General features: G+C 52.1%; 26 protein-coding genes. 19 read left to right on the forward strand and 7 right to left on the reverse strand.

Annotated features, from left to right (window positions below; genetic code table 11):
* Positions 1-32: 32 nt before the first annotated feature.
* Positions 33-446: a VOC family protein gene (locus Q4D85_RS04645; RefSeq protein WP_303198547.1), complete on the reverse strand. Its 414-nt coding sequence runs from the start codon at positions 444-446 to the stop codon at positions 33-35.
* Between the two features lie 114 nt (positions 447-560).
* Positions 561-1,142 carry a hypothetical protein gene (locus Q4D85_RS04650; RefSeq protein WP_303198549.1) on the reverse strand — a complete coding sequence of 194 codons (582 nt, stop codon included), beginning with the start codon at positions 1,140-1,142 and terminating at the stop codon, positions 561-563.
* Between the two features lie 291 nt (positions 1,143-1,433).
* Between Q4D85_RS04650 and Q4D85_RS04655 the strand changes: the two genes are divergently transcribed.
* From Q4D85_RS04655 to Q4D85_RS04705, 11 genes are all read left to right on the forward strand, one after another.
* Positions 1,434-2,273 carry a hypothetical protein gene (locus tag Q4D85_RS04655; RefSeq protein ID WP_303198551.1) on the forward strand — a complete coding sequence of 280 codons (840 nt, stop codon included), beginning with the start codon at positions 1,434-1,436 and terminating at the stop codon, positions 2,271-2,273.
* A gap of 201 nt (positions 2,274-2,474) precedes the next feature.
* Complete coding sequence (gene dapB, locus Q4D85_RS04660) at positions 2,475-3,218, forward strand: 4-hydroxy-tetrahydrodipicolinate reductase (RefSeq protein WP_303198552.1); 744 nt, start codon at positions 2,475-2,477, stop codon at positions 3,216-3,218.
* Positions 3,219-3,221: 3 nt separating this feature from the next.
* Positions 3,222-3,974, forward strand: a complete 753-nt coding sequence (gene thyX, locus Q4D85_RS04665) for an FAD-dependent thymidylate synthase (protein ID WP_303198553.1) — start codon at positions 3,222-3,224, stop codon at positions 3,972-3,974.
* Between the two features lie 183 nt (positions 3,975-4,157).
* A complete protein-coding gene (gene dapA / locus Q4D85_RS04670; protein ID WP_303198555.1) occupies positions 4,158-5,063 on the forward strand; it encodes a 4-hydroxy-tetrahydrodipicolinate synthase in 906 nt (301 codons plus the stop codon).
* Positions 5,064-5,065: 2 nt separating this feature from the next.
* Entirely contained in the window at positions 5,066-7,039 is a 1,974-nt protein-coding gene (locus Q4D85_RS04675) for a ribonuclease J (protein WP_303198557.1), read from the forward strand.
* Positions 7,040-7,098: 59 nt separating this feature from the next.
* Complete coding sequence (locus tag Q4D85_RS04680; protein ID WP_303198558.1) at positions 7,099-7,722, forward strand: TIGR03085 family metal-binding protein; 624 nt, start codon at positions 7,099-7,101, stop codon at positions 7,720-7,722.
* Between the two features lie 75 nt (positions 7,723-7,797).
* On the forward strand, positions 7,798-10,842 hold the full coding sequence (locus tag Q4D85_RS04685) for a DNA translocase FtsK (protein WP_303198559.1): 3,045 nt from the start codon (positions 7,798-7,800) through the stop codon (positions 10,840-10,842).
* A gap of 82 nt (positions 10,843-10,924) precedes the next feature.
* Positions 10,925-11,341, forward strand: a complete 417-nt coding sequence (locus Q4D85_RS04690) for a hypothetical protein (RefSeq protein ID WP_303198561.1) — start codon at positions 10,925-10,927, stop codon at positions 11,339-11,341.
* Positions 11,342-11,354: 13 nt separating this feature from the next.
* On the forward strand, positions 11,355-11,879 hold the full coding sequence (locus Q4D85_RS04695) for a hypothetical protein (protein WP_303198563.1): 525 nt from the start codon (positions 11,355-11,357) through the stop codon (positions 11,877-11,879).
* Positions 11,872-12,261 (forward strand): hypothetical protein, encoded by a 390-nt coding sequence (locus Q4D85_RS04700; RefSeq protein WP_303198564.1) that lies wholly within the window; start codon positions 11,872-11,874, stop codon positions 12,259-12,261. The genes Q4D85_RS04695 and Q4D85_RS04700 overlap by 8 nt, the downstream gene beginning before the upstream one ends.
* Before the next feature lie 233 nt (positions 12,262-12,494).
* Complete coding sequence (locus Q4D85_RS04705; RefSeq protein WP_303198565.1) at positions 12,495-13,598, forward strand: TerC family protein; 1,104 nt, start codon at positions 12,495-12,497, stop codon at positions 13,596-13,598.
* A gap of 65 nt (positions 13,599-13,663) precedes the next feature.
* On the opposite strand, the gene Q4D85_RS04710 is transcribed toward Q4D85_RS04705, so the two are convergent.
* Positions 13,664-13,966: a YciI family protein gene (locus Q4D85_RS04710; RefSeq protein ID WP_303198567.1), complete on the reverse strand. Its 303-nt coding sequence runs from the start codon at positions 13,964-13,966 to the stop codon at positions 13,664-13,666.
* Between the two features lie 65 nt (positions 13,967-14,031).
* Here Q4D85_RS04710 and pgsA point away from each other — a divergent pair, with 65 nt between their 5' ends.
* From pgsA to Q4D85_RS04730, 4 genes are all read left to right on the forward strand, one after another.
* The gene (pgsA, locus tag Q4D85_RS04715; protein WP_303198569.1) at positions 14,032-14,613 is read left to right on the forward strand and encodes a CDP-diacylglycerol--glycerol-3-phosphate 3-phosphatidyltransferase; all 582 of its coding nucleotides are present in this window, start codon (positions 14,032-14,034) and stop codon (positions 14,611-14,613) included.
* 6 nt (positions 14,614-14,619) lie between these two features.
* A complete protein-coding gene (locus Q4D85_RS04720; RefSeq protein ID WP_303198570.1) occupies positions 14,620-15,150 on the forward strand; it encodes a CinA family protein in 531 nt (176 codons plus the stop codon).
* A 78-nt stretch (positions 15,151-15,228) separates the two neighbouring features.
* Complete coding sequence (locus tag Q4D85_RS04725; protein WP_303198606.1) at positions 15,229-15,552, forward strand: helix-turn-helix domain-containing protein; 324 nt, start codon at positions 15,229-15,231, stop codon at positions 15,550-15,552.
* A 120-nt stretch (positions 15,553-15,672) separates the two neighbouring features.
* The gene (locus tag Q4D85_RS04730; RefSeq protein WP_303198571.1) at positions 15,673-16,506 is read left to right on the forward strand and encodes a PspA/IM30 family protein; all 834 of its coding nucleotides are present in this window, start codon (positions 15,673-15,675) and stop codon (positions 16,504-16,506) included.
* A 65-nt stretch (positions 16,507-16,571) separates the two neighbouring features.
* Here Q4D85_RS04730 and Q4D85_RS04735 read toward each other — a convergent pair whose 3' ends face one another.
* From Q4D85_RS04735 to Q4D85_RS04745, 3 genes are all read right to left on the reverse strand, one after another.
* On the reverse strand, positions 16,572-17,186 hold the full coding sequence (locus Q4D85_RS04735) for an energy-coupling factor transporter transmembrane protein EcfT (protein WP_303198574.1): 615 nt from the start codon (positions 17,184-17,186) through the stop codon (positions 16,572-16,574).
* Complete coding sequence (locus Q4D85_RS04740; RefSeq protein WP_303198576.1) at positions 17,183-17,875, reverse strand: energy-coupling factor ABC transporter ATP-binding protein; 693 nt, start codon at positions 17,873-17,875, stop codon at positions 17,183-17,185. Before Q4D85_RS04740 ends, Q4D85_RS04735 begins: the two co-directional genes overlap by 4 nt.
* 78 nt (positions 17,876-17,953) lie before the next feature.
* A complete protein-coding gene (locus Q4D85_RS04745) occupies positions 17,954-18,529 on the reverse strand; it encodes a biotin transporter BioY (RefSeq protein ID WP_303198578.1) in 576 nt (191 codons plus the stop codon).
* A 139-nt stretch (positions 18,530-18,668) separates the two neighbouring features.
* On the opposite strand from Q4D85_RS04745, the gene Q4D85_RS04750 reads away from it, so the two are divergent.
* The 3 genes from Q4D85_RS04750 (at position 18,669) to Q4D85_RS04760 (ending at position 20,829) form a co-directional block, all read left to right on the forward strand.
* Positions 18,669-18,875: a DUF3046 domain-containing protein gene (locus Q4D85_RS04750; protein ID WP_303198579.1), complete on the forward strand. Its 207-nt coding sequence runs from the start codon at positions 18,669-18,671 to the stop codon at positions 18,873-18,875.
* 237 nt (positions 18,876-19,112) lie between these two features.
* On the forward strand, positions 19,113-20,222 hold the full coding sequence (gene recA, locus Q4D85_RS04755) for a recombinase RecA (RefSeq protein ID WP_303198581.1): 1,110 nt from the start codon (positions 19,113-19,115) through the stop codon (positions 20,220-20,222).
* Complete coding sequence (locus tag Q4D85_RS04760; RefSeq protein WP_303198582.1) at positions 20,215-20,829, forward strand: regulatory protein RecX; 615 nt, start codon at positions 20,215-20,217, stop codon at positions 20,827-20,829. The genes recA and Q4D85_RS04760 overlap by 8 nt, the downstream gene beginning before the upstream one ends.
* Positions 20,830-20,887: 58 nt before the next feature.
* On the opposite strand, the gene Q4D85_RS04765 is transcribed toward Q4D85_RS04760, so the two are convergent.
* Positions 20,888-21,403, reverse strand: coding sequence for a CAP domain-containing protein (locus tag Q4D85_RS04765; protein WP_303198583.1), 516 nt, complete (start codon positions 21,401-21,403; stop codon positions 20,888-20,890).
* A gap of 505 nt (positions 21,404-21,908) precedes the next feature.
* On the opposite strand from Q4D85_RS04765, the gene miaB reads away from it, so the two are divergent.
* Positions 21,909-23,456 carry a tRNA (N6-isopentenyl adenosine(37)-C2)-methylthiotransferase MiaB gene (gene miaB, locus Q4D85_RS04770; RefSeq protein ID WP_303198607.1) on the forward strand — a complete coding sequence of 516 codons (1,548 nt, stop codon included), beginning with the start codon at positions 21,909-21,911 and terminating at the stop codon, positions 23,454-23,456.
* Positions 23,457-23,518 lie beyond the last annotated feature (62 nt).

Here is a 23,518-nt window from a genome sequence, read left to right on the forward strand (position 1 = left end):
CGTTGTGAAAGATGCCCAAACATCTTGCGGCACTATTCGACGCTAAACGCCCACTGCACGCCGAATGGATCAAGAACCTGACCGTAGTGCCCGCCCCACGGCGCCACCTCAAACGGCATGGCGATTTCACCGCCACCGGCGACCATCTTGTCAATCAACGCCTCCGCCTCCGCAACACTCGTGGCTTCAATCAGAAGGGAATATGCGGTACCTCTGAGTTCCAGTTCCTCACCCGGCGCGTTGTCACCGCCAGCAATCGTGCCGGATTCGAGAGTGAGAACGGCGTGCGCCACTGCGTTGGGGTCGGGGGTAAATGGAATTCCCTCCATCGGTGGGAAATCGGAGTACCTCATGAGATCAAGGGTGCCGCCGAAAACCTGTTGATAGAACGTAAAAGCGTCGGCGGCGGTGCCGGGAAATGAAATATATGTAGCTAAGGTCGCCATCGGTAGCCTTTCTTTATGCGATAAAAGCCGTGAGGCCGATCTTAGATCATTCCCCATTACCATGCCTGCAAACCACTGGTGGAAGCGGTTACGGAAAGAAGGACAGCCGAGGTATCAGGCCAACTGGAAGTCCGGAAGGTTGACAGGATCAGCATTCGGGGGCGGAGCAAGGCCGACGGTTTTCTCAGTCGGCAGTGGCCATTGCCAGGAGGCTTTCTGGGTGTCATGTAGAAGGTAGATATTGCCGTCATTTGGTGGCAGTGTGTACATGTTTACTGTTTTAACCTTGTGTCCCGGTCGGCCTTCTAGCAGCCATTCTTTGTCGAACCGTGGGTCCAAGACACAATCCAAGGCGGACTCGAGCGGTTCTGTGAAACCGTCGGGGGTTTTAATGGCCCATTCCGTATTCCAATTGAAGTTTTCTGCCTCGAAGGACAGGTCCTGATCTAATTCAAGGGAAGCCTCTACGATGAGAAGTTGGTTTCCGTTATGGGTGGAGGAGTATTCTTCGCTGTCGCTGGGGATACCCAAGTCTTCGCAGGAGTCGGCGAATTTGAGGTCAATGACGTCGAAGTTGACGGCGCAATGAGATTCGGTGCAATCAAAGCCGCCCGCTTCGCCTGGGGTTGAACGAAATTCTATTGGTTTTTCTTCGGTTTGCTCATCGTCGTAGATGAAGTCTGGGTCGTGGGTCACTATGTCAGAATTTGGATGATAAAAAAGCCAGGGTACTAATCCACAACCGGAGACACTAGTAGCAGTGAGGATTATGGAGGCAAAAACTAAAAGTTGCTTTCGCATGGGTGTCGACTCCTTGATTGTCAGTGGATAGAAATGATTGCGGTGATTAGCCGATATTTCAGGTAAAAGTATGGCGGTGAAGTACTTGTTAGGATCACATTTTAAGTTTTAGTTGCTGGTTGCCAAAACGGCATCCATCCAGCGATTTTGCTATCATTTGACCTCATCAAGGGATCGGAGGGTGCCGTGGATTTTCTCGATTGTTACCAGCTGTGCAAAACCGCTGATTCAGCGCAATTATGGGCCTGGACTACGCATGAGGATGAACAGCTGCGATATGCCGCTGGGCGGCAGCTCCAATATGAAAAATTTTCCGCGATCGCCCAGGTCATTGAAGAGAAGCTTTCCTCAAAGTTCGATCCCCGGTCGTGGGAAATGATGGCCTTCATCGTTGGCCAGCCGCAGGCGGAATTAACCAGAGATGACATTGTGCGTATTCAAGACATCCTTACCCGGCTGCTGTGCAGTGATAATGAGGCGGTTGTTGCGTCTGTTATTTGTGCACTCGGTCACCTGTATTCCAATGGTTTATTGGGGGAGGAAGATTTCTGCCAGTTTGAACCGGCAATCCGCACGGCCTGCGACCGGGACGATCGTGATACCCGTATTTCATTGCTGTTTGCCATTGCAAGTTTGCCGCCTCGCAGTTTTCTCGCCGATTACGTTCTTCAGCAGATGCGGCGACCTGGGCAAGACCCTGATTCTTCGGAGACAGTGTCGTGGGCGTTATTTGCACTTGAGTATGGACCATATCCGTTTGAAGAGGTTGATCCCTTGCTTATCACCATTGCCGAAACCGTAGACTCAGACGTGGCAGCTGAGGCGCTAACCCTTCTTGTCCAGCGCGAACAAGACTCGGCATTGGCTCTGGCAGAAGAGTACTGTAAACGGCGCGAATCTGCCTTTGCTTTCGATGCAGAGATAGAAATCCATGACGATTTGCTTACTGTGTTGGCAGACAGTCGCGATGAGAGATTGCGTGCAATTTACCAGCGGCTTAATGCTCTTTTAAAAGCCAGTGACTAGCATTACTGCTTCGTGTTGTTGCGCGTAGTCTACCGCAGGTGAATCCGGACACGAAGCTTTATCCGGGACTAAAAATCCGGAAGTTTTCGTGGGGTTGTTAAAGAAATTTATCGACGGATCCGGCTAAGCGGTGCTTGTCGCGGTTCGATCCGGGTAGTGTTTTAATCTATTGGTGATAACCGCTTGAATAAGGAGCATAAGATGGCAATCAAAGTTGGGGTAGTTGGGGCTCGGGGCCGGGTTGGACAGGCCGTATGCGAAGGAGTTACTGCCGCTGACGATATGGATCTAGTGGCCGAGATTGACCGGGAAGATCCCTTGCAATCGCTTGTCGACGCCGGCGCCGAGGTCATTGTTGATTTCACCACCCCCGACGTCGTCATGGGAAATCTGGAATTCTGTCTCACGAACGGAATCCACTGTGTAGTGGGCACCACCGGTTTTACCCCAGAACGTGTGAAACAGGTCGAGTCGTGGTGCGAAATTGGAAATGCGCACTGCCTGATCGCACCTAACTTCGCAATTTCCGCCGTGCTTACAATGCAATTCGCCCGCCAGGCTGCTCGATTTTTCGATTCCGCCGAAGTGGTGGAATACCATCACCCACATAAACTTGATGCACCTTCCGGCACCGCGATCCACACCGCAGAGGGGATTGCAGCCGCGCGTCGAGAAGCGAATATGCCGCCGATGCCTGACGCCACGCAGCAATCATTGAATGGGGCGCGTGGCGCAACCGTCGACGGTATTGCGGTCCATGCGGTGCGAATGACCGGGATGGTTGCCCATGAAGAAGTGATCTTCGGTGCGCAGGGCCAATCACTGACCATTCGTCAGGATTCTTACGATCGGACGTCCTTTGTTCCAGGAGTTTTGGTAGGGGTGCGGGAGATCAGCAAGCACCCTGGCGTAACGGTCGGTTTGGAACACTTTTTGGGGTTGTAGAAAATGGCGTTGGAATCACAATTGCGGGTAGAGCTACTGGCGTGTTCGGAGTTTTTTGCCCCAACAGACATTGCATGGGAGACGGATACTACAGGGCCGGAAGCGCTCGTAGAATTCGCGGGTCGTGCTTGTTACGAGACTTTCGATAAACCAAATCCCCGTACCGCCACTAATGCTGGCTATATTCGCCACATTATGGAAGTCGGGCACATGGCACTGTTGGAGCACCCGACGGCTACACTGTACATACGGGGTCTGTCCCGGTCGGCGAGCCACGAACTTATTCGTCACCGCCACTTCAGTTTCTCGCAATTGTCCCAGCGGTTTGTCCATACCAACCAAGCTGAGGTAGTTGTTCCACCACTAATTGCTGAAGACGACCGGTTGCGGCAGTTGTTTATACAGGCTATCGATGAAACCCGATTTGCCTACGACGAATTATTGGCAGCCTTGGAAGAAAAACTTGCCGACGAACCCAATGCGCTGTTGCGGAGGAAACAAGCTCGTCAAGCAGCTCGGGCCGTTCTTCCCAATGCCACTGAAACCCGCATCGTCGTCACCGGAAACTTCCGTACCTGGCGCCATTTCATCGGCATGCGGGCAACGGAACATGCGGACGTCGAAATTCGTCGATTAGCGGTGGAGTGCCTGAAAAAACTCAAGGAAAAAGCTCCCGTTGTGTTTGGCGACTTCCACATCGCTACGCTTTCCGACGGCTCGGAAATGGCAACGAGCCCATATGTTGCGGACTTTTGAGAAAGATATTAAACCCGCGCGAGGTGGCGAATACCGTGTTTTCCCACCTCGATTGCCGAACCGTTGGCGCGGATGAAATCTACGCTTCTCTCGTCATACGGGATGGGGGTAAGCGAGACAAACCCGTGCGAAAAACGGGGATAATTCCTACGAATCGGGCAAAAGCGGGTAACCTTGTCTTTCATGAGCACAGGTTTGGTAGCAACGACGGGAGCCGAGACCTTCGGCACGATTTCCGTCGCTATGGTTACGCCGTTTACCACCACTGGTGAATTGGATTTAGAACAAGGGGCGCGATTAGCGCGGCATCTTGTCGATAACGGCGTTGATTCCTTAGTATTAGCCGGCACCACCGGCGAATCACCGACTACCACTCTCAATGAGAAAATGGACCTGCTCAGGACCGTTCGGCGGGAAGTGGGGGACAGTATCAAGCTGATCGCTGGTGCTGGATCCTATAACACCGCCGTGTCGGTCGAAGTAGCGAAAGCATCTGCCGAAGCAGGTGCCGACGCGCTTTTGGTTGTTACTCCTTATTACTCCAAGCCGAGTCAAGAGGGTATTTACCAGCATTTCGCAACGGTAGCCAACGCTACCGCGCTGCCGATTTGTGTATATGACATTCCACCGCGTTCCGTGGTGCCGATTATGCCCGATACACTGCGCCGGTTAGCGGAATTGGACACAATCCAGGCTGTTAAAGATGCTAAGGGAAACATCGCGGAATCCACCAGCTTGATTCAGGAAACTGGACTCGCATGGTATTCCGGGGATGATCCGTTGAACTTACCGTGGTTATCGGTAGGCGCGACAGGTTTTGTGTCTGTGATTGGGCATTTAGCCCCCGCTCGATTGCGCGAAATGCACACACTATTCAATAACGGCGATCTCATCGCCGCACGTGAGCTCAATGCTTCGTTAGCGCCGTTGGTAGCTGCGCAAGGTCGGTTAGGGGGAGTCACTATGGCTAAAGCTGGCTTGCGCCTTCAAGGAATTACCGTAGGCGATCCCCGATTGCCGATTGTGGCACCAAATGAGTCCGAATACGAGGCATTGAGACAAGACATGGAAAAAGCTGGAGTTTTATAACAATGACTGAACCTCGTAGTCGTTCCCGGAAAGTGACCCGAAAGGCGGGATCTCCGGAGGCTGCAGAAACCCCTGTATTTCAAGCGCCAAAGGAAAAAGGCGAAAAACAGGAAAAGAAATCGTCGAACCGGTCAGGTGGCCGGTCTCGGAATTCGAAACGCACCGACAATAATTCCGCGAACCGCGAGAACCGCGGCCGCCGAAACGTCGTCAAGTCGATGCAGGGTGCGGATTTAACAGGGCGGTTGCCGCAACCACCCAAAGCGCCACGTAACGGGCTTCGTATTTATGCCCTAGGCGGTATCTCGGAAATTGGCCGTAATATGACGGTTTTCGAATACAACAATCGGCTTTTGATCGTTGACTGCGGTGTGTTGTTCCCGTCGTCTGGCGAGCCCGGTGTCGATTTGATCTTGCCGGATTTCGGTCCGATTGAGGAAAAAATCAATAAAGTTGAGGCACTAGTCGTGACCCACGGCCATGAGGATCACATCGGTGCTATCCCGTGGCTGTTGAAGCTGCGACCTGATCTACCTATCATTGCCTCCAAGTTCACCCTCGCGTTGATTCGGGCGAAGTGCCAGGAGCATCGCCAACGGCCGAAGCTCATTGAGGTTACTGAAAAGTCGAATGAGAATCGCGGCCCATTTAATTTGCGGTTCTGGACCGTCAATCACTCGATTCCGGATTGTCTCGGTGTCGCGATCAAGACCGGCGCTGGTCTTGTCGTCATGACCGGCGACGTGAAGCTAGATCAAACCCCGCCGGATGGTCGACCAACGGATCTGCCTGCGTTGTCGCGCTTCGGCGACGAGGGAATCGACCTGTTCCTATGCGATTCCACGAACGCTACCACCCCAGGTGTATCCAGTTCCGAATCGGATATTGCACCAACATTGAAGCGAATCGTAGCTGACGCCAAGCAGCGGGTTATCCTCGCGTGTTTCGCCTCGAACGTGTATCGCGTGCAGGCGGCGGTGGATGCGGCAGTGGCTGCTGGCCGAAAGGTCGCATTCAACGGTCGTTCCATGATCCGCAATATGGAAATCGCGGAGAAGCTCGGTTTCCTTAAGGCACCGCGCGGCACGATCGTGACCATGGACGACGCCTCCAAGATGGCACCGCATAAGGTCATGCTAATCACCACCGGTACCCAGGGTGAGCCGATGGCGGCGTTGTCCCGGATGGCGCGTCGTGAGCATCGCCAGATCACGGTACGTGATGGCGACGTTATTGTTTTGTCCTCCTCCCTGGTGCCAGGAAACGAAGAAGCTGTCTTCGGTGTTATCAATATGCTGGCCCAAATTGGCGCAACCGTCATTACGGGTAAAGACGCGAAAGTGCATACCTCAGGGCACGGATATTCCGGCGAGTTATTGTTCCTCTATAACGCTGCGCGCCCGAAGAACGCGATGCCGGTTCACGGCGAGTGGCGCCACCTTCGCGCGAATAAGGAACTAGCGATCGCAACTGGTGTCGAACGCGACCGCGTGGTGCTTGCACAGAACGGTGTCGTGGTGGATCTGGTTGATGGCCGTGCTTCAGTGGTCGGCCAAATCCCAGTGGGTAACCTGTACGTCGATGGTGTGACCATGGGCGATATTGACCAAGAAGTTTTGGACGATCGTACCTCGATGGGCGAAGGTGGCTTGATTGCCATTACCGCAGTGATCGACAACCGCACCGGCCGCCTTCTGGAGCGACCATCGGTTATCGCAAAGGGCTTCTCCGAGGACGCTGTAGCGATGATGCCGGAAGTTACCGAGCTTGTCCAAAACACCATGAACGATCTGGCCGCTGAAGGCGAAAACGATCCGTACCGCATGGTGCAGCAATTGCGTCGCAAGGTTTCCCGGTTTGTGGAGCAAACCTGGCGTCGTAAACCGATGATTATGCCGACCGTGGTTCCAATGAGCTCCGACGTTCATTCACCGGTTGAGGATGAGGAAGTTCGCCAGTCCCGGCCAAGCCAGTAACGGTGTCATTTTTCGTCGCTAGAAAAGTCATGTCCGAGCCAAGTATTAGACTTGGGGGCATGACTTTTTCTGCTTCAGAGCGCCATGCCCTTGCCGCCCTCATGCGCGCCGTCGGTCCCGATGCACCCACGTTATGCGAGGGCTGGACTGTTAAAGATTTATTAATTCACTTGATAATCCGCGAGAATCATCCGCTGGCGGCGCTGGGTATGTTTGCTGCACCGGCGCAGGAAAAACTTCGCGACAAAACCGCCGAATTGGCAGAAGAACCCTTTGATGCATTAGTGCGGCAGTGGGAGAGCGGTTCCCGGTTGTGGCCGCTGGCGAAACTCGATCGAATAATGAACGTTGCCGAGCATTTCGTTCATCATGAAGACGTGCGTCGAATGTTGCCCGACTCGCATCCGCGAAGTTTTACCCGAAGCGACCAGTCGCAGCTTTACGACGCAGCAAGGTTTGCGGGAAAAGTGATGCTGAAGCGCTCAACGATTCCGGTTATCCTGGAACCTACTGGTTGGCCCCGTGTTGTTGTCCATGATCGCCGGGGTGTGGCGGACGCTGGGGGACAGGTGGCGACAATCCGAGGCGACATTGGTGAGATCGTGTTGTGGATTTTCGGCCGCGACGTTGCTGAGGTTACCGTCACCGATCCCGCAGGCGGTTTACACCGGTCTAGTGTTTAGGCTTGACTTTCTTTTTCTGGTGTTTAGAGTGTTGCGTATGTGAAAGATGTTGAATGAACAGCTAAACTCTTGGGCATGACTGTCACACGCACTTCTTCGACTGCATCCCGTGGTGGACGTTCCAAAAAAGGCGCCACGGGGCCGGGTTCCCGGGCAAACCGTCGTGGAAACTCAAATCGCACGAACACTTCGGCAAGCCGCACTACTGCGGCTACATCGGGGTCACGTGTTGTGGCGGGAAGTAACACTGCGCGTCGCGCAGCCGAAACAGGAACGGAACGAACCGGAAGCGCACTTAAGCCTGTTGGTGCCGGTATTGCCGTGGTGTTTGGGGCTGCCGCCAAGGGGTTAGGATCTCTTACCCGAGCAGTGGTGCCGCATAAGCGTAGTGACGAATCGGATTTATTTGAGGATTTTGAATCAACTGACGTGGAAAAAACAGATGTAACTTCTCCCGACAGCTCCGAGCGGGGGTCGGGAACCGAACCTAAAGCTCACCAGAGCAATGCCGACAGCATCGGGCTGTTGCTTATTGCGTTGGCTGTCGTACTTGGCGCCTCAGTATGGTTTAGCATCGCAGGCCCTATTGGTGCGGCGATCGCTTATGGGATGCATATGGTGGTCGGCGCGGGCGCGCTGGTGCTGCCGGTGGCTTTCGTCGCGCTGGCAGTGGCATTGATGCTGGGGTACCAACCACAGCCGCACGATCGGCTTCAGGTGATTGGTGGCACTGCACTCATTATCGTGTCGATGTTAGGTTTGGTGCACCTTTTTGCTGGCAATCCCAGCGATTGGTCTGGTCGGATGCAAGCAGGCGGTGCGATTGGTACGGCGATCGGTGCGCCGCTGGCAGTAGGTTTCACTGAGTATTTAGCCATCCCGCTTCTATTCCTGCTCATCGTGTACGGTGCGCTTCGAGCGACCGGAATTAGCGTTCGGGAGCTGGTGGACTACGTCCGTGAAATTATTGCTGAACGACGCGAAGCCGAAGATGACTATGACCTTGACGATGACTACGGTTACGTAGATCAGGCTTTAGAAGATCGAGTGTCGGGCCACGAGGCTTCCTATCGGCCAGCTCCACAGTCGGCACCGCGTCCCCGCGCTTCCAGTCGCAGAACAGGGCAGCACACCAGCGATGCTCCACCGGTGCAGCAAGCGCTTTTCGGGGAGCCGCAGAAACCGGCAGCTGAGCCGACGACTCAGCTTTTTGGCGGTGTTCCACCTAAGCCGAAACGTGAACTGACAGACACCGATGAATTCCCAGCTGTGGAACCGACCACTGTCATTGAGCGCAAACCTAACCGAAAGAACAGCGCGGCGTCTGCTTCACAGGTTGATTCCCCGGGTGGCGCAACCGCAGCCATTGCAGGGGGAGTTATTGGTGCGGCGGCAGGTGCGGCGTCGCAAAGCGCGAGCGATGCAGTAACGGCAGCGCAACGCGGATTGGAAGTCGCCAAGTCACTTCAATCCGCGCCAACTGCAAAACAAACACAGCCTACTGCGGCAGAAAAACCGGCGGCACGTACGCTCCCGGCGGCTGATGCTCCGTATGAATTACCGAGTACCGCGCTGCTAACTCCGGGTGCGGCACCGAAGTCACAAACGGCGGCGAATGATCGCATGATCGAAGCGATCACCGATGTCTTCGCGGAATTCAAAGTTGACGCCCATGTTGTCGGCTTCAGCCGGGGTCCGACAGTCACCCGGTACGAAGTCGAATTAGGCCCCGGCGTGAAGGTTTCGAAAATCACGAACCTGCAATCTAATCTCGCATACGCAGTGGCCACGGACAATGTCCGGTTGCTCACCCCAATTCCGGGTAAATCTGCGGTGGGTATCGAAGTTCCCAACACAGATCGGGAAATGGTTCGTCTTGCCGACGTCCTTAATGCCCCGAAGATTCACGGTGATACTGACCCAATGCTTATTGGCTTGGGCAAAGACATCGAAGGCGAATTTGTGGCGCATTCCGTGCAAAAAATGCCACACTTGCTGGTAGCAGGTTCCACTGGTTCCGGTAAGTCGGCGTTTGTTAACTCGCTCCTGGTCTCGTTGCTCACCCGCGCCACCCCGGAGGATGTGCGGCTGATTCTGGTTGACCCGAAGATGGTGGAATTGACGCCATATGAGGGGATTCCGCATCTGATTACGCCGATCATCACGCAGCCGAAAAAGGCCGCCGCTGCATTGCAGTGGTTGGTTGAAGAGATGGAACAGCGGTATATGGACATGAAGTCCGCCCGAGTGCGGCACATCAAGGACTTCAACCGCAAGATTCATAGCGGCGAAATTCAAACGCCGCCAGGTTCGCAACGCGAGTACAAAGCGTATCCATACATTGTTTGTATCGTCGACGAGCTGGCTGACCTCATGATGACCGCGCCGAAAGAGATCGAGGATTCGATCGTTCGGATTACGCAAAAGGCGCGTGCGGCCGGTATTCACCTGGTTCTTGCAACGCAGCGTCCATCGGTCGACGTTGTCACCGGTCTGATCAAAACCAACGTGCCATCCCGTCTTGCCTTTGCTACCAGTTCGTTAACCGATTCCCGGGTTATTCTGGACCAAGCTGGCGCGGAGAAGCTCATCGGTATGGGCGATGGCTTGTTTATTCCGCAGGGTGGTCGGCCACAGCGTATTCAGGGTGCATTTGTCACCGATGAAGAAATCCAGGCAGTGGTTGAGGCTGCCAAGTCCCAGGGCGAGCCGGAGTACACCGAGGGTGTGACAGAAGACAAAGCTGCCGAATCGAAACGCGACATTGATGACGATATCGGAGGCGACCTGGAAGACCTGCTGCAAGCGGTGGAACTCGTGGTGACTTCGCAACTCGGTTCAACGTCAATGCTGCAGCGCAAGATGCGGATCGGCTTTGCAAAGGCAGGCCGGTTGATGGATTTGATGGAATCGCGTGAAATCGTGGGTCCTTCGGAAGGATCTAAAGCACGGGAAGTGCTTATCAAACCCGAAGAATTGGACACCATCGTGTGGATGCTTAAGGGCGGCGATCCACGCGAGGTGCCAAAAGAAGACGGATTTGAGGACAGCGGCATAGCCTCAGATTCCGACTCCTCGGTTGTGGAAGCGACCTATAACCCATCAAATAACGCGTTTTAGTTTTTGCTCACATGTGCCCCTTGCGTTGGCTACACTGCCATGCAGGGGCATTTGCATGATTTGCAGAAAGTGAGGAACGCGCATGATTAGCAGCGCCGAAGTTGGTCGCCGGATGGTGGGGTACCAGATGCCAGCTATCACCTTGGACGAATTCTTTAACGGCAATAACGAAGAAGAGTCGATCGCCCCAAACCAATGGGGGTTTGGCAGGCCACCGCTAGCCGAGATCGAATCACGTCTGCGCGCGATCAACGCTTGTGATGACGTGGCGTGGGTCAGGATTGAAACTCACCCGGATACCGAGATGGAAGAAGAAAACGGGATAGTTGCTGCAGAGTCGGCGATTATCTGCACCTCGGCGTTTGCTGAGGATATAGAAGCCAGGGTAGGGAATATGGAACAAGATGGGGTTTGTGAACTGCCTGCAAAGTTAAAAGAGATATGCGATATTCCCGCTGTTCCTGATGGTTATCGCATTGTTTTCGTTCTATGGGATTAGGAGTGATAAAAACATGAAACTACTTGTAACAAGTAGCCGGGAAGTCATCATCAGCGTCGAAGATAAACAGGTGTCCTTCGCGCTAGGTTCGCCGGTAGCGCCAGTCGTTGAGGCGCTCAAGGAGCTTTTCGACGACGTCAGCTGCGAAGACAACCTGGTTTACGCGGCAGAAAACGCGTTCCAGATTGAGACTCAAGGCGATTGCGTAGTATCTACCCAATGGTCGTTGCGAGATGTTCCATTTGAATCCGTTGTGATAGCCGATATCGATTTTATTAGCACCCCCGCCAAAGAAATTGCACCAGCATTGGCGCAGCTAGAAACTGAGCAGGTGGTGCATGCTGAAGGTGAAGAACCTGTATATATCGGGTTGGGTATTGCTCCATGGCGGAGATTCACGGAAGAAGACGTGGAGCAAGAACGCCAGGATTATATCGACGATGACGCGGAGGATTTGTACTTAGAAGAGTTGGAAAAAGCTCGGTATTACGAGTCGGTTTTAGTGGGAACACCGGAGTATATGCAGAACTATGTCTAGTTCGTCTGATCGGAAGATATGGATAGCGGAAACAAGTGCCGTAACCACAGTGGTGAGCGGCGCTGATGCTAGTAGTCTTGTTCGGCGACGATTAGCATCCGGATTCCATGAGACGAATTTCGAATGTAATAATGCAGCTTGGGGCATCACGGTGGTCACCAATGGACAACGCGCTATGGTGTGCTGCACGTTGTCAGATAGCGGTGAATATCGGCATCTGATCGATGCATCCGCGACTGGTGAAAGCTGCGGCTATATTCTGTCCAATGGGCAATCTGATTGCTATGCAAACCGTGACACTGTGGAATTGGACGTTGCATTAGATGAGCTCGCACGGTTCATCGATGGCGAAAAACCACGCGCGACCTGGCAGGTGGATTAGAACCTATTCTGTGGTAACATTGCTTCACGTTGGAGGGGAGTACCCCACAAACAACGTGGATCGTCAACACGTGACTTGCAGGATTTCGGTTCTGTGGTGATCCGGTTCCGTTGGGTTAATGTTGAGTTTTTCGATTCCGTGAACCGTCGAAAAGCACAATGTTAACCGGGGGAGACCTCCGGCTCTATTCGCATGTTTATTTTCACGAATGAGACCGGAGGATTGTAACTTCAATGGAAGTGAACCTAACCGTATGGGCAATTACCATCGCCGTGGTAATTGGCTTTTTTATTTTCGACTTCTTTTCACACGTCCGCACCCCGCACGAACCGACTCTTAAAGAATCCGCGTGGTGGTCGGTGTTCTACGTCGCCTTAGCGTGCGCCTTCGGTGTCTTCTTATGGTTTACCTGGGGCGAGCCGGGCAATCCCCATCAACACGGCATCGAGTTCTTCACCGGCTATATCACGGAAAAAGCGCTCAGCGTCGACAATCTATTTGTGTTTGCTCTTATCATGGGGTCGTTCCGGATCCCGCGGAAATACCAGCAAAAAGTACTGCTTATCGGCATCGCGCTTGCCTTGGTGTTCCGCCTCGTTTTCATTTTGGCTGGTGCTGCCGCCATTTCCTTGTGGTCGGATGTGTTCTATCTCTTTGGAATCTTCCTCATCTACACCGCGGTGAAACTCATAGCCGATGAAATCCGCGACAAACCCGAAACTGATCCTAACGACATGTGGATCATTAAAACGCTGCGGCGCGTGATCCCCGTTACCGCAGGTTACGAGAAAGACCACCTGTATGTCCACAAGAAAGGGCAATTTGCGCTAACCCCACTTTTTGTCGCGTTGGTGGCTATTGGAATGGTCGATATCATGTTCGCGCTTGATTCCATTCCCGCGATTTACGGCATCACTGCCGAGCCATATATCGTCTTCACGACGAATGCATTCGCCCTTTTGGGATTGCGGCAAATGTACTTCCTCTTGGATGGATTGCTAGATCGCCTCGTCTACCTCCCGTACGGCTTGGGTGCGGTTTTGGGTTTCATTGGAATCAAACTCATTCTTCACGCACTTCATGAGAACAAACTGGGCTTTATCAACGGTGGCGAACCAGTCCATGTGTTTGAAATTCCAACCGTATGGTCGTTGGTTGTTATCGTTGCGATCCTGACCATCTCGGTACTTGCATCCTTGCTCAAATCCAAGCGTGATGAGGTTCAAGGTGCCGTTCCCGTCAAATGGAACCGTGATTATGCGGAACACGATGTTCCAGTTGATGGGGAACCTAGTGTGGTCGCAGACAAGAAAAACCAAGGTAAATTAGCGGACTAATCCCGCTGTGTACACGTGGTGTGAGGGGCAGTTCGTTTCAATGCTGCCACTCACACCATTAGTTGTTAGGGAGCCTGGTACCCAAACACATTTAGCACCGGGTTCCATGTGTGAAAAACCCGCCCATCAAGCGCCCCGCCAACATAAAAAGGATCGCTATCCATGAGGGCAGTTGCGTCGGCCACCGTTGCTGAATCAGCGAGCTGGATGACAATGAGCGCACCTCCTTCGCCATCAGTGAACGGGCCGGAACCGATCAACTTTCCTTCGTCTTTGAGGCCGGACAAGAATTTGCGGTGCTCCGGTCGAATCTCAGTGATGAGTTCACTATCGGCTTTGTACTGGTATTCAATAGCAAAAACGGTCATGTAGCTGATAGTAGTGGGTTCTACTTAAAAATTTGTGGCCAATTACTTGTGTAATCTAAGAAGCTATGAACACGCCTTCGCCCAATGCGGTAGATAAGCAACCCTCGAATCTTAATCTGCCTAACGTCTTGACCAGTCTGCGCATCATAGCGATTCCACTGTTTGCGTGGTTGGTTTTAAAAAGCGAAAGTCAACACACATCCTGGATGCTGTGGTCCTTCGCGTGCTTTGTGGCTTTGATGATCACTGACAAACTTGATGGCGATATCGCACGATCCCGTGGACTGATTACTAATTTTGGCAAAATAGCAGACCCGATCGCGGATAAAGCTTTGATGGCGACTGCGTTCATTTGTCTAAATATCACTGGCATTCTACCGATCTGGATCACCGTGGTGATTCTTATCCGCGAAATCGGAATCACTATCTGGCGCATGCTGGAATTACGAAAAGGCAATGTCGTTCCTGCCTCCAAAGGAGGGAAACTCAAGACAGTCTTGCAGACGTTAGCGGTGGCACTATATCTTTTGCCGCTCCCACCATCATTCCACTTTGTAGCGTTGACAGTCATGATCATTGCAGTCGTCGTAACCGTCGTTACTGGCGTGCAATACATCTACGATTCATTTCAGATCAAGAAAAAGTAAGCGACAATGTTTTCTGTTTCCTCTCAAGCAAATGTCGTGGTTTCCACCATGACTCGGATGGGGCACACGCTCTCCGCCTGTGAATCGTTGACCGCTGGGTTATTCTGTGCGACTGTGGCTAATATTCCAGGCGCGAGTGCGGTTCTCACCGGTGGATTAGTCACCTACGCAACACCGCTGAAAGCGGTTATCGGGGGAGTTCCGCAAGACGTGCTCGCTACTAATGGTCCGGTTTCGGAAGTGACTGTCCGCCACATGGCAGAGCACGTGAAAAAGACCTGCCTATCCGATTGGGGAATTTCATTGTCTGGGGTTGCCGGACCTGATATGCAGGATGGGCACCCGGTGGGAGAGGTGTGGATAGGCCTTGCCCGACCAGACAACAGTATTTCCGCCTATCTCGCGGGCGATCTCCTGACGGAAGCACCGCAATCGGTGCATCGGCTATTGATCGGCGACCGGGCGACGATTCGACACACCGCAGTCTCGGCCGCGCTTGGTTTATTAATCAGGGAACTATCGTCTTATTCGACGTGATTCTTTCTTGAGCGGTATAGACTCAAGAACTTTTGGTTGTCGGGAACAAACTGACGGCGTTTACCGTTACACTAAGTGATGATGAAATACACCGCAGTTCTTGAAAAGCCAGTAGCACCAACAGCTACCCCCAAAACTCCTGAGCCTCTTCTGCGTCAGGCGCTAGGTTCGGCTTTACGGGCCTTCCGTGCAGACAAAGGGATTACGTTACGTGAGCTTGCTGAAGCGTCGCGAGTCTCGCCTGGTTACCTCTCTGAACTGGAGCGAGGACGCAAGGAAGTATCGTCTGAACTTTTAGCCAGCGTATGCCACGCGTTGGGTACCAGTGTTTCGGATGTTCTCATTGAAGCCGCAGGTACCATGGCGGTGCGCAATGTGGAAAAGGAATTGGCGCACGTTTAGTTTGGATCTGGTGGCTGCGTCGAGAAAGTCGCATCATTCCTCTAAAAAGGCCATCATTTTCCACTATGATGGGCACCGGTTAAGAAATAAAATACAAAAGTAGAAAGGCGCTTAACAGTAATGGCGAATCCATTCGTGCGGGCTTGGAAGTATTTGATGGCCTTGTTTGACAGCAAGATCGATGAGCATGCTGATCCTAAGGTTCAAATCCAACAAGCAATTCAAGATGCACAGCGTCAACATCAAGAGCTGTCTCAGCAAGCAGCAGCGGTGATCGGTAACCAACGCCAATTAGAGATGCAGCTTAACCGTCGTCTAGCAGATATTGAGAAGCTCCAGGCGAACACTCGGCAGGCGATTCAGTTAGCCGATAAAGCACGCGCAGCAGGCGATGTGCAGAAAGCTACTGAATACGAAAACGCTGCGGAAGCTTTCGCTGCCCAGTTGGTTACAGCAGAACAATCCGTCGAAGACACGAAGCAACTCCACGATCAGGCTTTGCAGCAGGCTGCGGCAGCAAAGAAAGCGGTCGAGCGTAACTCGATGGCATTGCAGCAGAAAGTAGCGGAGCGCACCAAGCTCCTTAGCCAGCTTGAGCAGGCTAAGATGCAGGAAAAGGTCGCAGAGTCGATCCAGTCCATGAATGCTATTACCTCGCGTGATACTCCTAACCTGGAGCAAGTTCGAGAGAAAATCGAACGTCGTTACGCAAATGCTCTTGGCACCGCCGAACTTGCAGAAAATTCTGTCCAAGGACGCATGGTCGAGATTGAGCAAGCTAGTGTTCAGTTAGCTGGCCATTCCCGTCTTGAACAGATCCGTGCTCAGATGGCTGGCGAACTGGCTTCAGGCTCTTCTTCCGCACAGCAATCCATTGAAGCACCGGCTGATCAACCATCGGCAGCCGATGACGCCGTGGCGCAGCGTATGCGTGAGCTACGCGGCGAAAGCTAAATTTTCACCAGTAAAATAACCCCTTGTCAAACCTCTAACAGTTACGAGGTTTGACAAGGGGTTATTCAGTCACCGACTCCTCGGGCCATGAGGGCATCTGCTATGTTTCGGGCCCGTTTTATGGATCGAATAAGCACTGGGGTGCCGAATGCCGTTATGGAAAAGGCTGCGCCGCGGGCTTTTCGTGCATCAAGAACCTCATAAACCGTAGCCAACATTAATGGTATGAGTCGCATCGTGAGGGAGAACGCCAAAACGATAATGTCAACGGGTACACCGAATCGGGCCAGGGGTTGAAGTGCTCGCTCCATGGCTTCCATCATTTCGTCGATCGTTGTCGTCAATGTCAGTAGCATGGCGAGCATAATTGCTGCGAAGATCACGAAAACGGTGACGAGGGCTTTTTCGATGCCGCTTTGCCACCACTGAAACGCACCCAATGCTAACAAGACTGGTAGCGGTGGCCATAACTGTTGGAATGCGATGCGGGCTGGTATTTTTCCCAGAACGTATAGTCCGGCGACGCAGACGACGCTTAGGACAGCGGCAGTTGGCGTGGAGATTAGAATGCTGGTCCCGACGATAAAGACGATCAAAAAACAGAACTTGAGCAGCGGCGGAAGTCTGTGAATGACGCTGTTGCTAGCGACATAGACACCTAAGGGTATTGACCGCATCATAGTTCCTCCGCAGCCATTAGGTCTTTATAAAAGCTGATTACGTCGTCTGGATTGCCGTCGGCAACAATGCCATTGTCATGGACACATAACACCCGATCGAATCCGGAAAGAAAATCGAGATCATGCGTCACCACGATCATTTGCTGTGCTAAGCCATCAAATACGGCGCGGATTTTGCGGCGGTTTCGCATGTCAAGCAGAGTAGTTGGTTCGTCTGCCACGATGATGTCTGGTTCCAAAACCAAGACGGCGGCTAATGCAAGCAGTTGCTTCTGTCCGCCAGATAAAAGGTGAGGGGAGTGTTGCGCGTGTCCTAAAAGCCCGAATTGTTCCAGCATGTGGTGAGCGCGTTCTAGGCGCTCTGCTTTCTTTATGCCAAGTCGTCGAAGTGAAAAGGCAACGTCGTCTTCGACCGTAGGCATAATGATTTGGTTTTCGGCATCAGAAAATACAAATCCCACTTGGCGCCGGACTTGTTTACCATTTTTGGCGACATCAAGGCCATTGACGGTCACTTTTCCTTCCGTGGGTGTGCCGAGGCCATTGATTAATCGGATGAGGGTGGATTTTCCGCCACCGTTAGCCCCGATGACCCCGATGCGATGCTCCCTGAGGGTGAGATCGACATTGCGGAGGACTTCGCGTTCTTCGTATTGGACGCTGACGTTTTCGAAACAGATTTCCGGCACAAGATTTCTTTCGCGACTTAATTTGTAAAACACAAAACCCAAGGCAGATTTTATTGCCTTGGGTTTACATTAATTTACTTAACGACGATTACGAATGTCAGGCAGCGCCATCAATACGCTATAAGCGATTACGACGACAGCTGCTAGTTTGCCCAGATCAGGGATGATGAAGGGGAGATTAACAGCTGCCGCTGCGGTCAATGTCATATCGGAACGGATCATCAGGCCGATGGTGCCGCACAGATATTGAGTTGCAAGTGCCGCCAGCCCAGCTACGATGAGGAAAGCGATAAGTGTGTTGGACTTTCCTTTAGGGCTCGCGTAGCTGATCAAACCAGCCACGATAACTGCGATGAGGTAGCCAACAAGGTATCCGACAGTAGGGCCGGCGATGGCAGCAAGTGTCGTTTTACCGCCAGAAAGTACCGGAAGCCCGATTAGTCCAAGACCAAGAAATAGCGCGACGGCCAAAAACCCCCGTTTGGGGCCGAGGACGAGACCAGTCAAAATGACGGCTGCATTTTGCAGAACGATTGGGACGCCAGCGGCACCAACGGGAATGGCAACAAAGGCTAATACGATGATCAGCGCTGCAAATACTGCGATGTATGCGACATCAAGCAATGTATTTGAAGAAGTTTTTTGTGTTGTCATACCTGGACACATTACTGCTAAACATTGTTCAAGCCACTTCAGGGGCGCCTGCCCCACACAAAAGGGGGTAGTGAATGTCGGAGTTAACACGCCACCTTGGATCAGCGGGCCGATTCATTCGATAGATACAATGGGGTTCATGCGGCTTACTCAGTTTCAGAAACTAATAACTGACGAATTCGGGGACCAGTATGGTGCCTGGATAGTGCATTCCCATGTTGTTTCCGGAACCGGTAAAACGCCAAATGTCCTCATAGAAGAGGGGATGGATCCCGCGGAAGTATGGGAAAAGATGTGTGACGATTTCCAGATTCCAGCTGAGCGCCGCCTTGGTAACGACGACTAAAATCCGTTGTAATTCCTCGATTAGCTTGCCGCGTTTCGGTTGAATTTCGAACAGTTGTGCGTGTAATATAACTCCGTGTCAGAGTGATTGATTATCTTAACAACATAGATCAACCCAGCACGGAAAGTTTTCTTAAACATTAGGGAACCAAACGGTATAGAAGTTGAGTCTAACTATATGAGGACCCAGATAATCCTCCAGTGTCAAACAACCAAGATATAAATTAAGGATTTTGATATGGCTGCAAAGAAAAGCACCAAAACCGCAGTTTCGGCTGGCGGCGACCGGCAGAAAGCACTCGATGCTGCATTGGCATTGATTGAAAAGGATTTTGGCAAAGGTGCCGTGATGCGTCTTGGGGACGACAATCGTCCGCCGATTCGTGCGATCTCCTCGGGAAATACCGCGATCGATGTTGCCCTAGGGATCGGCGGTTTCCCACGCGGACGTATCGTAGAGATTTATGGGCCGGAATCCTCTGGTAAAACCACGGTGGCGTTGCATGCAATTGCCAGTGCTCAGCGGGAAGGCGGGATCGCGGCATTTATCGACGCGGAGCACGCGCTTGATCCAGAATATGCCCGTAAACTCGGCGTTGATACCGATGCGTTACTGGTTTCACAGCCGGATCACGGTGAGCAGGCTCTTGAAATCGCAGACATGTTGGTGCGATCTGGTGCTATCGACATTATTGTTATTGACTCGGTGGCTGCGCTTACCCCGAAGGCCGAAATCGAGGGGGAAATGGGCGACAGCCATGTGGGTTTACAGGCCCGCCTTATGAGCCAGGCGCTGCGCAAAATGACGGGTGCCCTCTATAACTCCGGTACTACTGCCATCTTCATCAACCAGTTGCGCGAAAAAATCGGCGTGATGTTCGGGTCCCCGGAGACTACGACCGGTGGTAAGGCATTGAAGTTTTATGCTTCAGTGCGGTGTGATGTGCGTCGGATTCAGACGTTGAAAGACGGACAAGATGCAATTGGTAACCGGACAAAGCTGAAGGTTGTCAAGAATAAGGTCTCACCGCCTTTCAAAGTTGCAGAGTTCGACATTATGTATGGCGAGGGAATTTCTCGGGAATCTTCGTTGATCGATATGGGTGTCGACAATGGCATTATTAAGAAATCCGGTTCGTGGTTCACTTATGAAGGAGACCAACTAGGCCAGGGCAAAGAAAAAGTGCGTATGCACTTGAAGAACAATCCAGAATTGGCAAATGAGATCGAGCAGAAGATTCTGAAGAAGCTCGGAGTTGGCGAATACGCGCAGGCTGCTGATGAGCTTTCCGACGAACCTGTCGATATGGTCCCTAATATTGACTTCGACGACGAGACTGATGACTAATAGGTCTCGTTCCTCAGTTCAACAGGAGAAATTGGCACGAGCACAACAAGCTTTCGCTGATTATCTTGAAAACGGCAGTGACTTGTTCGACCCTGTTGTTGAAAAGGGAAAGCAAGAAATACGCCGTAGGGCATTGTTATTACTGGACCAGCGGGGCCGCTCCCGCTCGGAGTTACGTGACCGGTTGCTGCGTCTGGATTTCGATTCGACGTTAGTGGAGAGTGTGTTAGACGACCTAGCGGAATGCCGATTGATCGATGACGCGCTTTTTGCTTCTGAATGGGTGCGGCAACGCCACCAGCGCAGTGGGAAAAGCCGCGTGGTGCTCGATCGCGAACTAAAGTCCAAAGGAGTTTCACGCAGCGAGCGCGAAGCTGCTTTGGCCCAAATCTCTGAGGACGACGAAAAAGACGTCGCTAAACGAATAGCAACGAAAAAGGCTAGTTCGATTAAAGAGATCCCCTGCGATCACAAACAGCGGGATAAGTACCTGCGGCGAATTGTAGGGATGCTAGCCCGAAGAGGATTCTCAGAAGGGTACAGTTACGCTATTGCCCAACAGGCCATTGAGGAAAGAATTGGTGTTTTAGAAAGCAATAGTCTTTAGCGTAACGAAATTGGCGCCCACTCCTTTTGCTCGGTGGGCGCCATGATCTAGTGCTGGCTTAATAGCGGTTTTGGATAACGATGTAGATCTGGTTTCCGAAACCTTGAGCAATGCCAATACCGCCGATATTAGGGACATCGCTCATTAACGCACGGTTATGGCTAGGCGAAGCCATGAAAGTGGCAATGATTAGTTGGGCATTCCACTGATCGGTAGTCCAGATTACTTCTCCGGATCCATCATTACGGATGCTATGCGCATAGGTTCCCGTGGCGGCCATGTACTGTGCCCACCCTTGGGCTTGCGGCTCAAAACCAAGATCGCGTGCGATAGGACGTTTGCCGTGAGCGATGCGCACGCGATTCATTTCATTGAATGTATCAACTTTAAGTTGTTCAATTGAGGTTGCTTGACCAGGAAAAGCGGTAAACCGCACTTGGTTGCCGAGACTGTGTACTTGCTGAAGCGCTGCGTCGAATGGGTTTTGCGCATGTGCTGCAGGGCTGAAAGCGGCAATCGAAAAACACGTCAGTGCAGAAACTGTGAATTTCTTAAGTTTACTTACATTACGCATTGGCGGAACGTCCTTCCGTTGAGGGCGTGACTTTTAAAAGACCAGGTTGATTCGGTAGTTAACCTGCTAATAGGAATAATTGCCTGATTAAAAAATTAAGTCAAGCTGAGAAATATATTAATGAATAGGTTGAAATATCAACTTTCATAACGGAAATCGCAATAGTGTGCCACTACCTGTATATATTGAAAATTCTAAAAAAATTTATAACCCCCTTTGTGGGGGTGGAGGGAATAAATCGGCAGGCAGCGTCCGTGTGGGCCGCGTTTGGTTTTTGTTAAAAGTATTGGGCCAATCGCAAATAATGCAGGTTTTTCCTAAATGTGCGACCCGGTTTTTAAGGCTTAACCTTTAACGAACCTTAGTTTTAAATAAGAATTTTGGGGGAGGGGATTTTTTAGGGCGCCTTGAAACGTTGGTGGTGTCAGGTATTGCCTTTGGGTTTTAGGTGGATCGCCGATTAAACTGGGCAATTGTGATTTCAGCTGTTAGCGAAGAAAAAACCGTGGATAATGCCAAAACCGCACCCAGGACATATGAGGTGCGTACGTTTGGTTGCCAAATGAATGTTCATGATTCTGAACGTTTATCGGGTTTGCTAGAGGAAGCGGGATATGTCCCGCTTGAGGGGGACAACACTCCTGACCTCATCGTTTTTAATACCTGTGCTGTTCGGGAAAACGCGGACATGCGTCTATATGGCACGCTAGGCAATCTTCGTAGTGTAAAACAGGAAAATCCTGGCATGCAGATTGCCGTAGGGGGCTGTTTAGCGCAGAAAGATAAAGACCGCGTCGTGGAAAAAGCCCCGTGGGTCGATGTAGTCTTCGGGACTCACAATATTGGTTCCCTGCCGACTCTTCTGGATCGGGCGGCTCACAATCGACAGGCGGAAGTTGAAATTGTGGATTCGCTGGAGCAGTTCCCATCGGTTCTGCCCGCAAAACGGGAATCCGCCTACGCAGGGTGGGTTTCGGTATCGGTAGGTTGCAATAACACTTGTACGTTTTGTATCGTTCCGTCTTTGCGTGGAAAAGAAGTGGATCGTCGGCCAGGCGACGTGTTAGCTGAAGTTTCTGCGCTGGTCGAGCAGGGTGTCATCGAGGTGACTTTGCTCGGGCAGAATGTGAATGCGTATGGGGTTAATTTTGCCGACCCAACGGAAGATCGGGATCGGTCGGCGTTTTCTAAACTACTCCGTGCTTGCGGCGATATTGAAGGTTTGGAACGGGTGCGGTTTACTTCACCGCACCCGGCAGAATTTACTTCAGACGTCATTGATGCAATGGCGGAAACGCCTAACGTGTGTCCGCAGCTACACATGCCGTTGCAGTCGGGTTCTGATCGTATTTTGAAGGAAATGCGTCGGTCATATCGGTCGAAGAAGTTTTTGAATATCTTGGCCGAGGTGCGGGAAAAGATCCCGCATGCGTCTATCACCACCGATATCATCGTGGGATTCCCAGGCGAAACTGAAGAAGACTTCCAGGCAACCCTCGATGTGGTGGAAAAGGCAAGATTTACTAGCGCTTATACCTTCCAATACTCACCACGGCCGGGAACACCAGCAGCGGAGTACGCTGAGCAGATTCCTAAAGAAGTTGTTCAAGAGCGTTACGAACGACTGATTGCGCTTCAAGAGCGAATTTGTTTGGAAGAGAATCGCAATCTTGTCGATACGGAAGTCGAACTCCTCGTTCAAGCTGACGGCGGCCGAAAGAACGACCGTACACACCGACTCACTGGACGATCTCGGGACGGGCGGTTAGTGCATTTCATGCCTATTGCGGCATCGGAAGGCGTCATCGATGGTGCCATTCGCCCGGGCGATATCGTCAGCACAGTCATTACCGATGCGAAACCTCATTACCTGATCGCCGATAGCGGTGTGACATCGCATCGACGTACCCGAGCCGGCGATATGAGCGAAGCGGGTAAGACACCTACTACCGCGCCAATTGGAGTAGGGTTGGGCATGCCGCGAATTTCAACGGCGAGCACACCAACGCCACCGCCAGTTGCTGGTTGCTCAGATGGTGGCTGTGGTTGTTAAGACTTTGGTGTCTGAATGCAACACATCCGGATGTTTCAACGACTGGCTTACTACCTGCGAGG

It is taken from the genome of Corynebacterium sp. (genome assembly GCF_030532965.1).
Taxonomy (GTDB): domain Bacteria; phylum Actinomycetota; class Actinomycetes; order Mycobacteriales; family Mycobacteriaceae; genus Corynebacterium.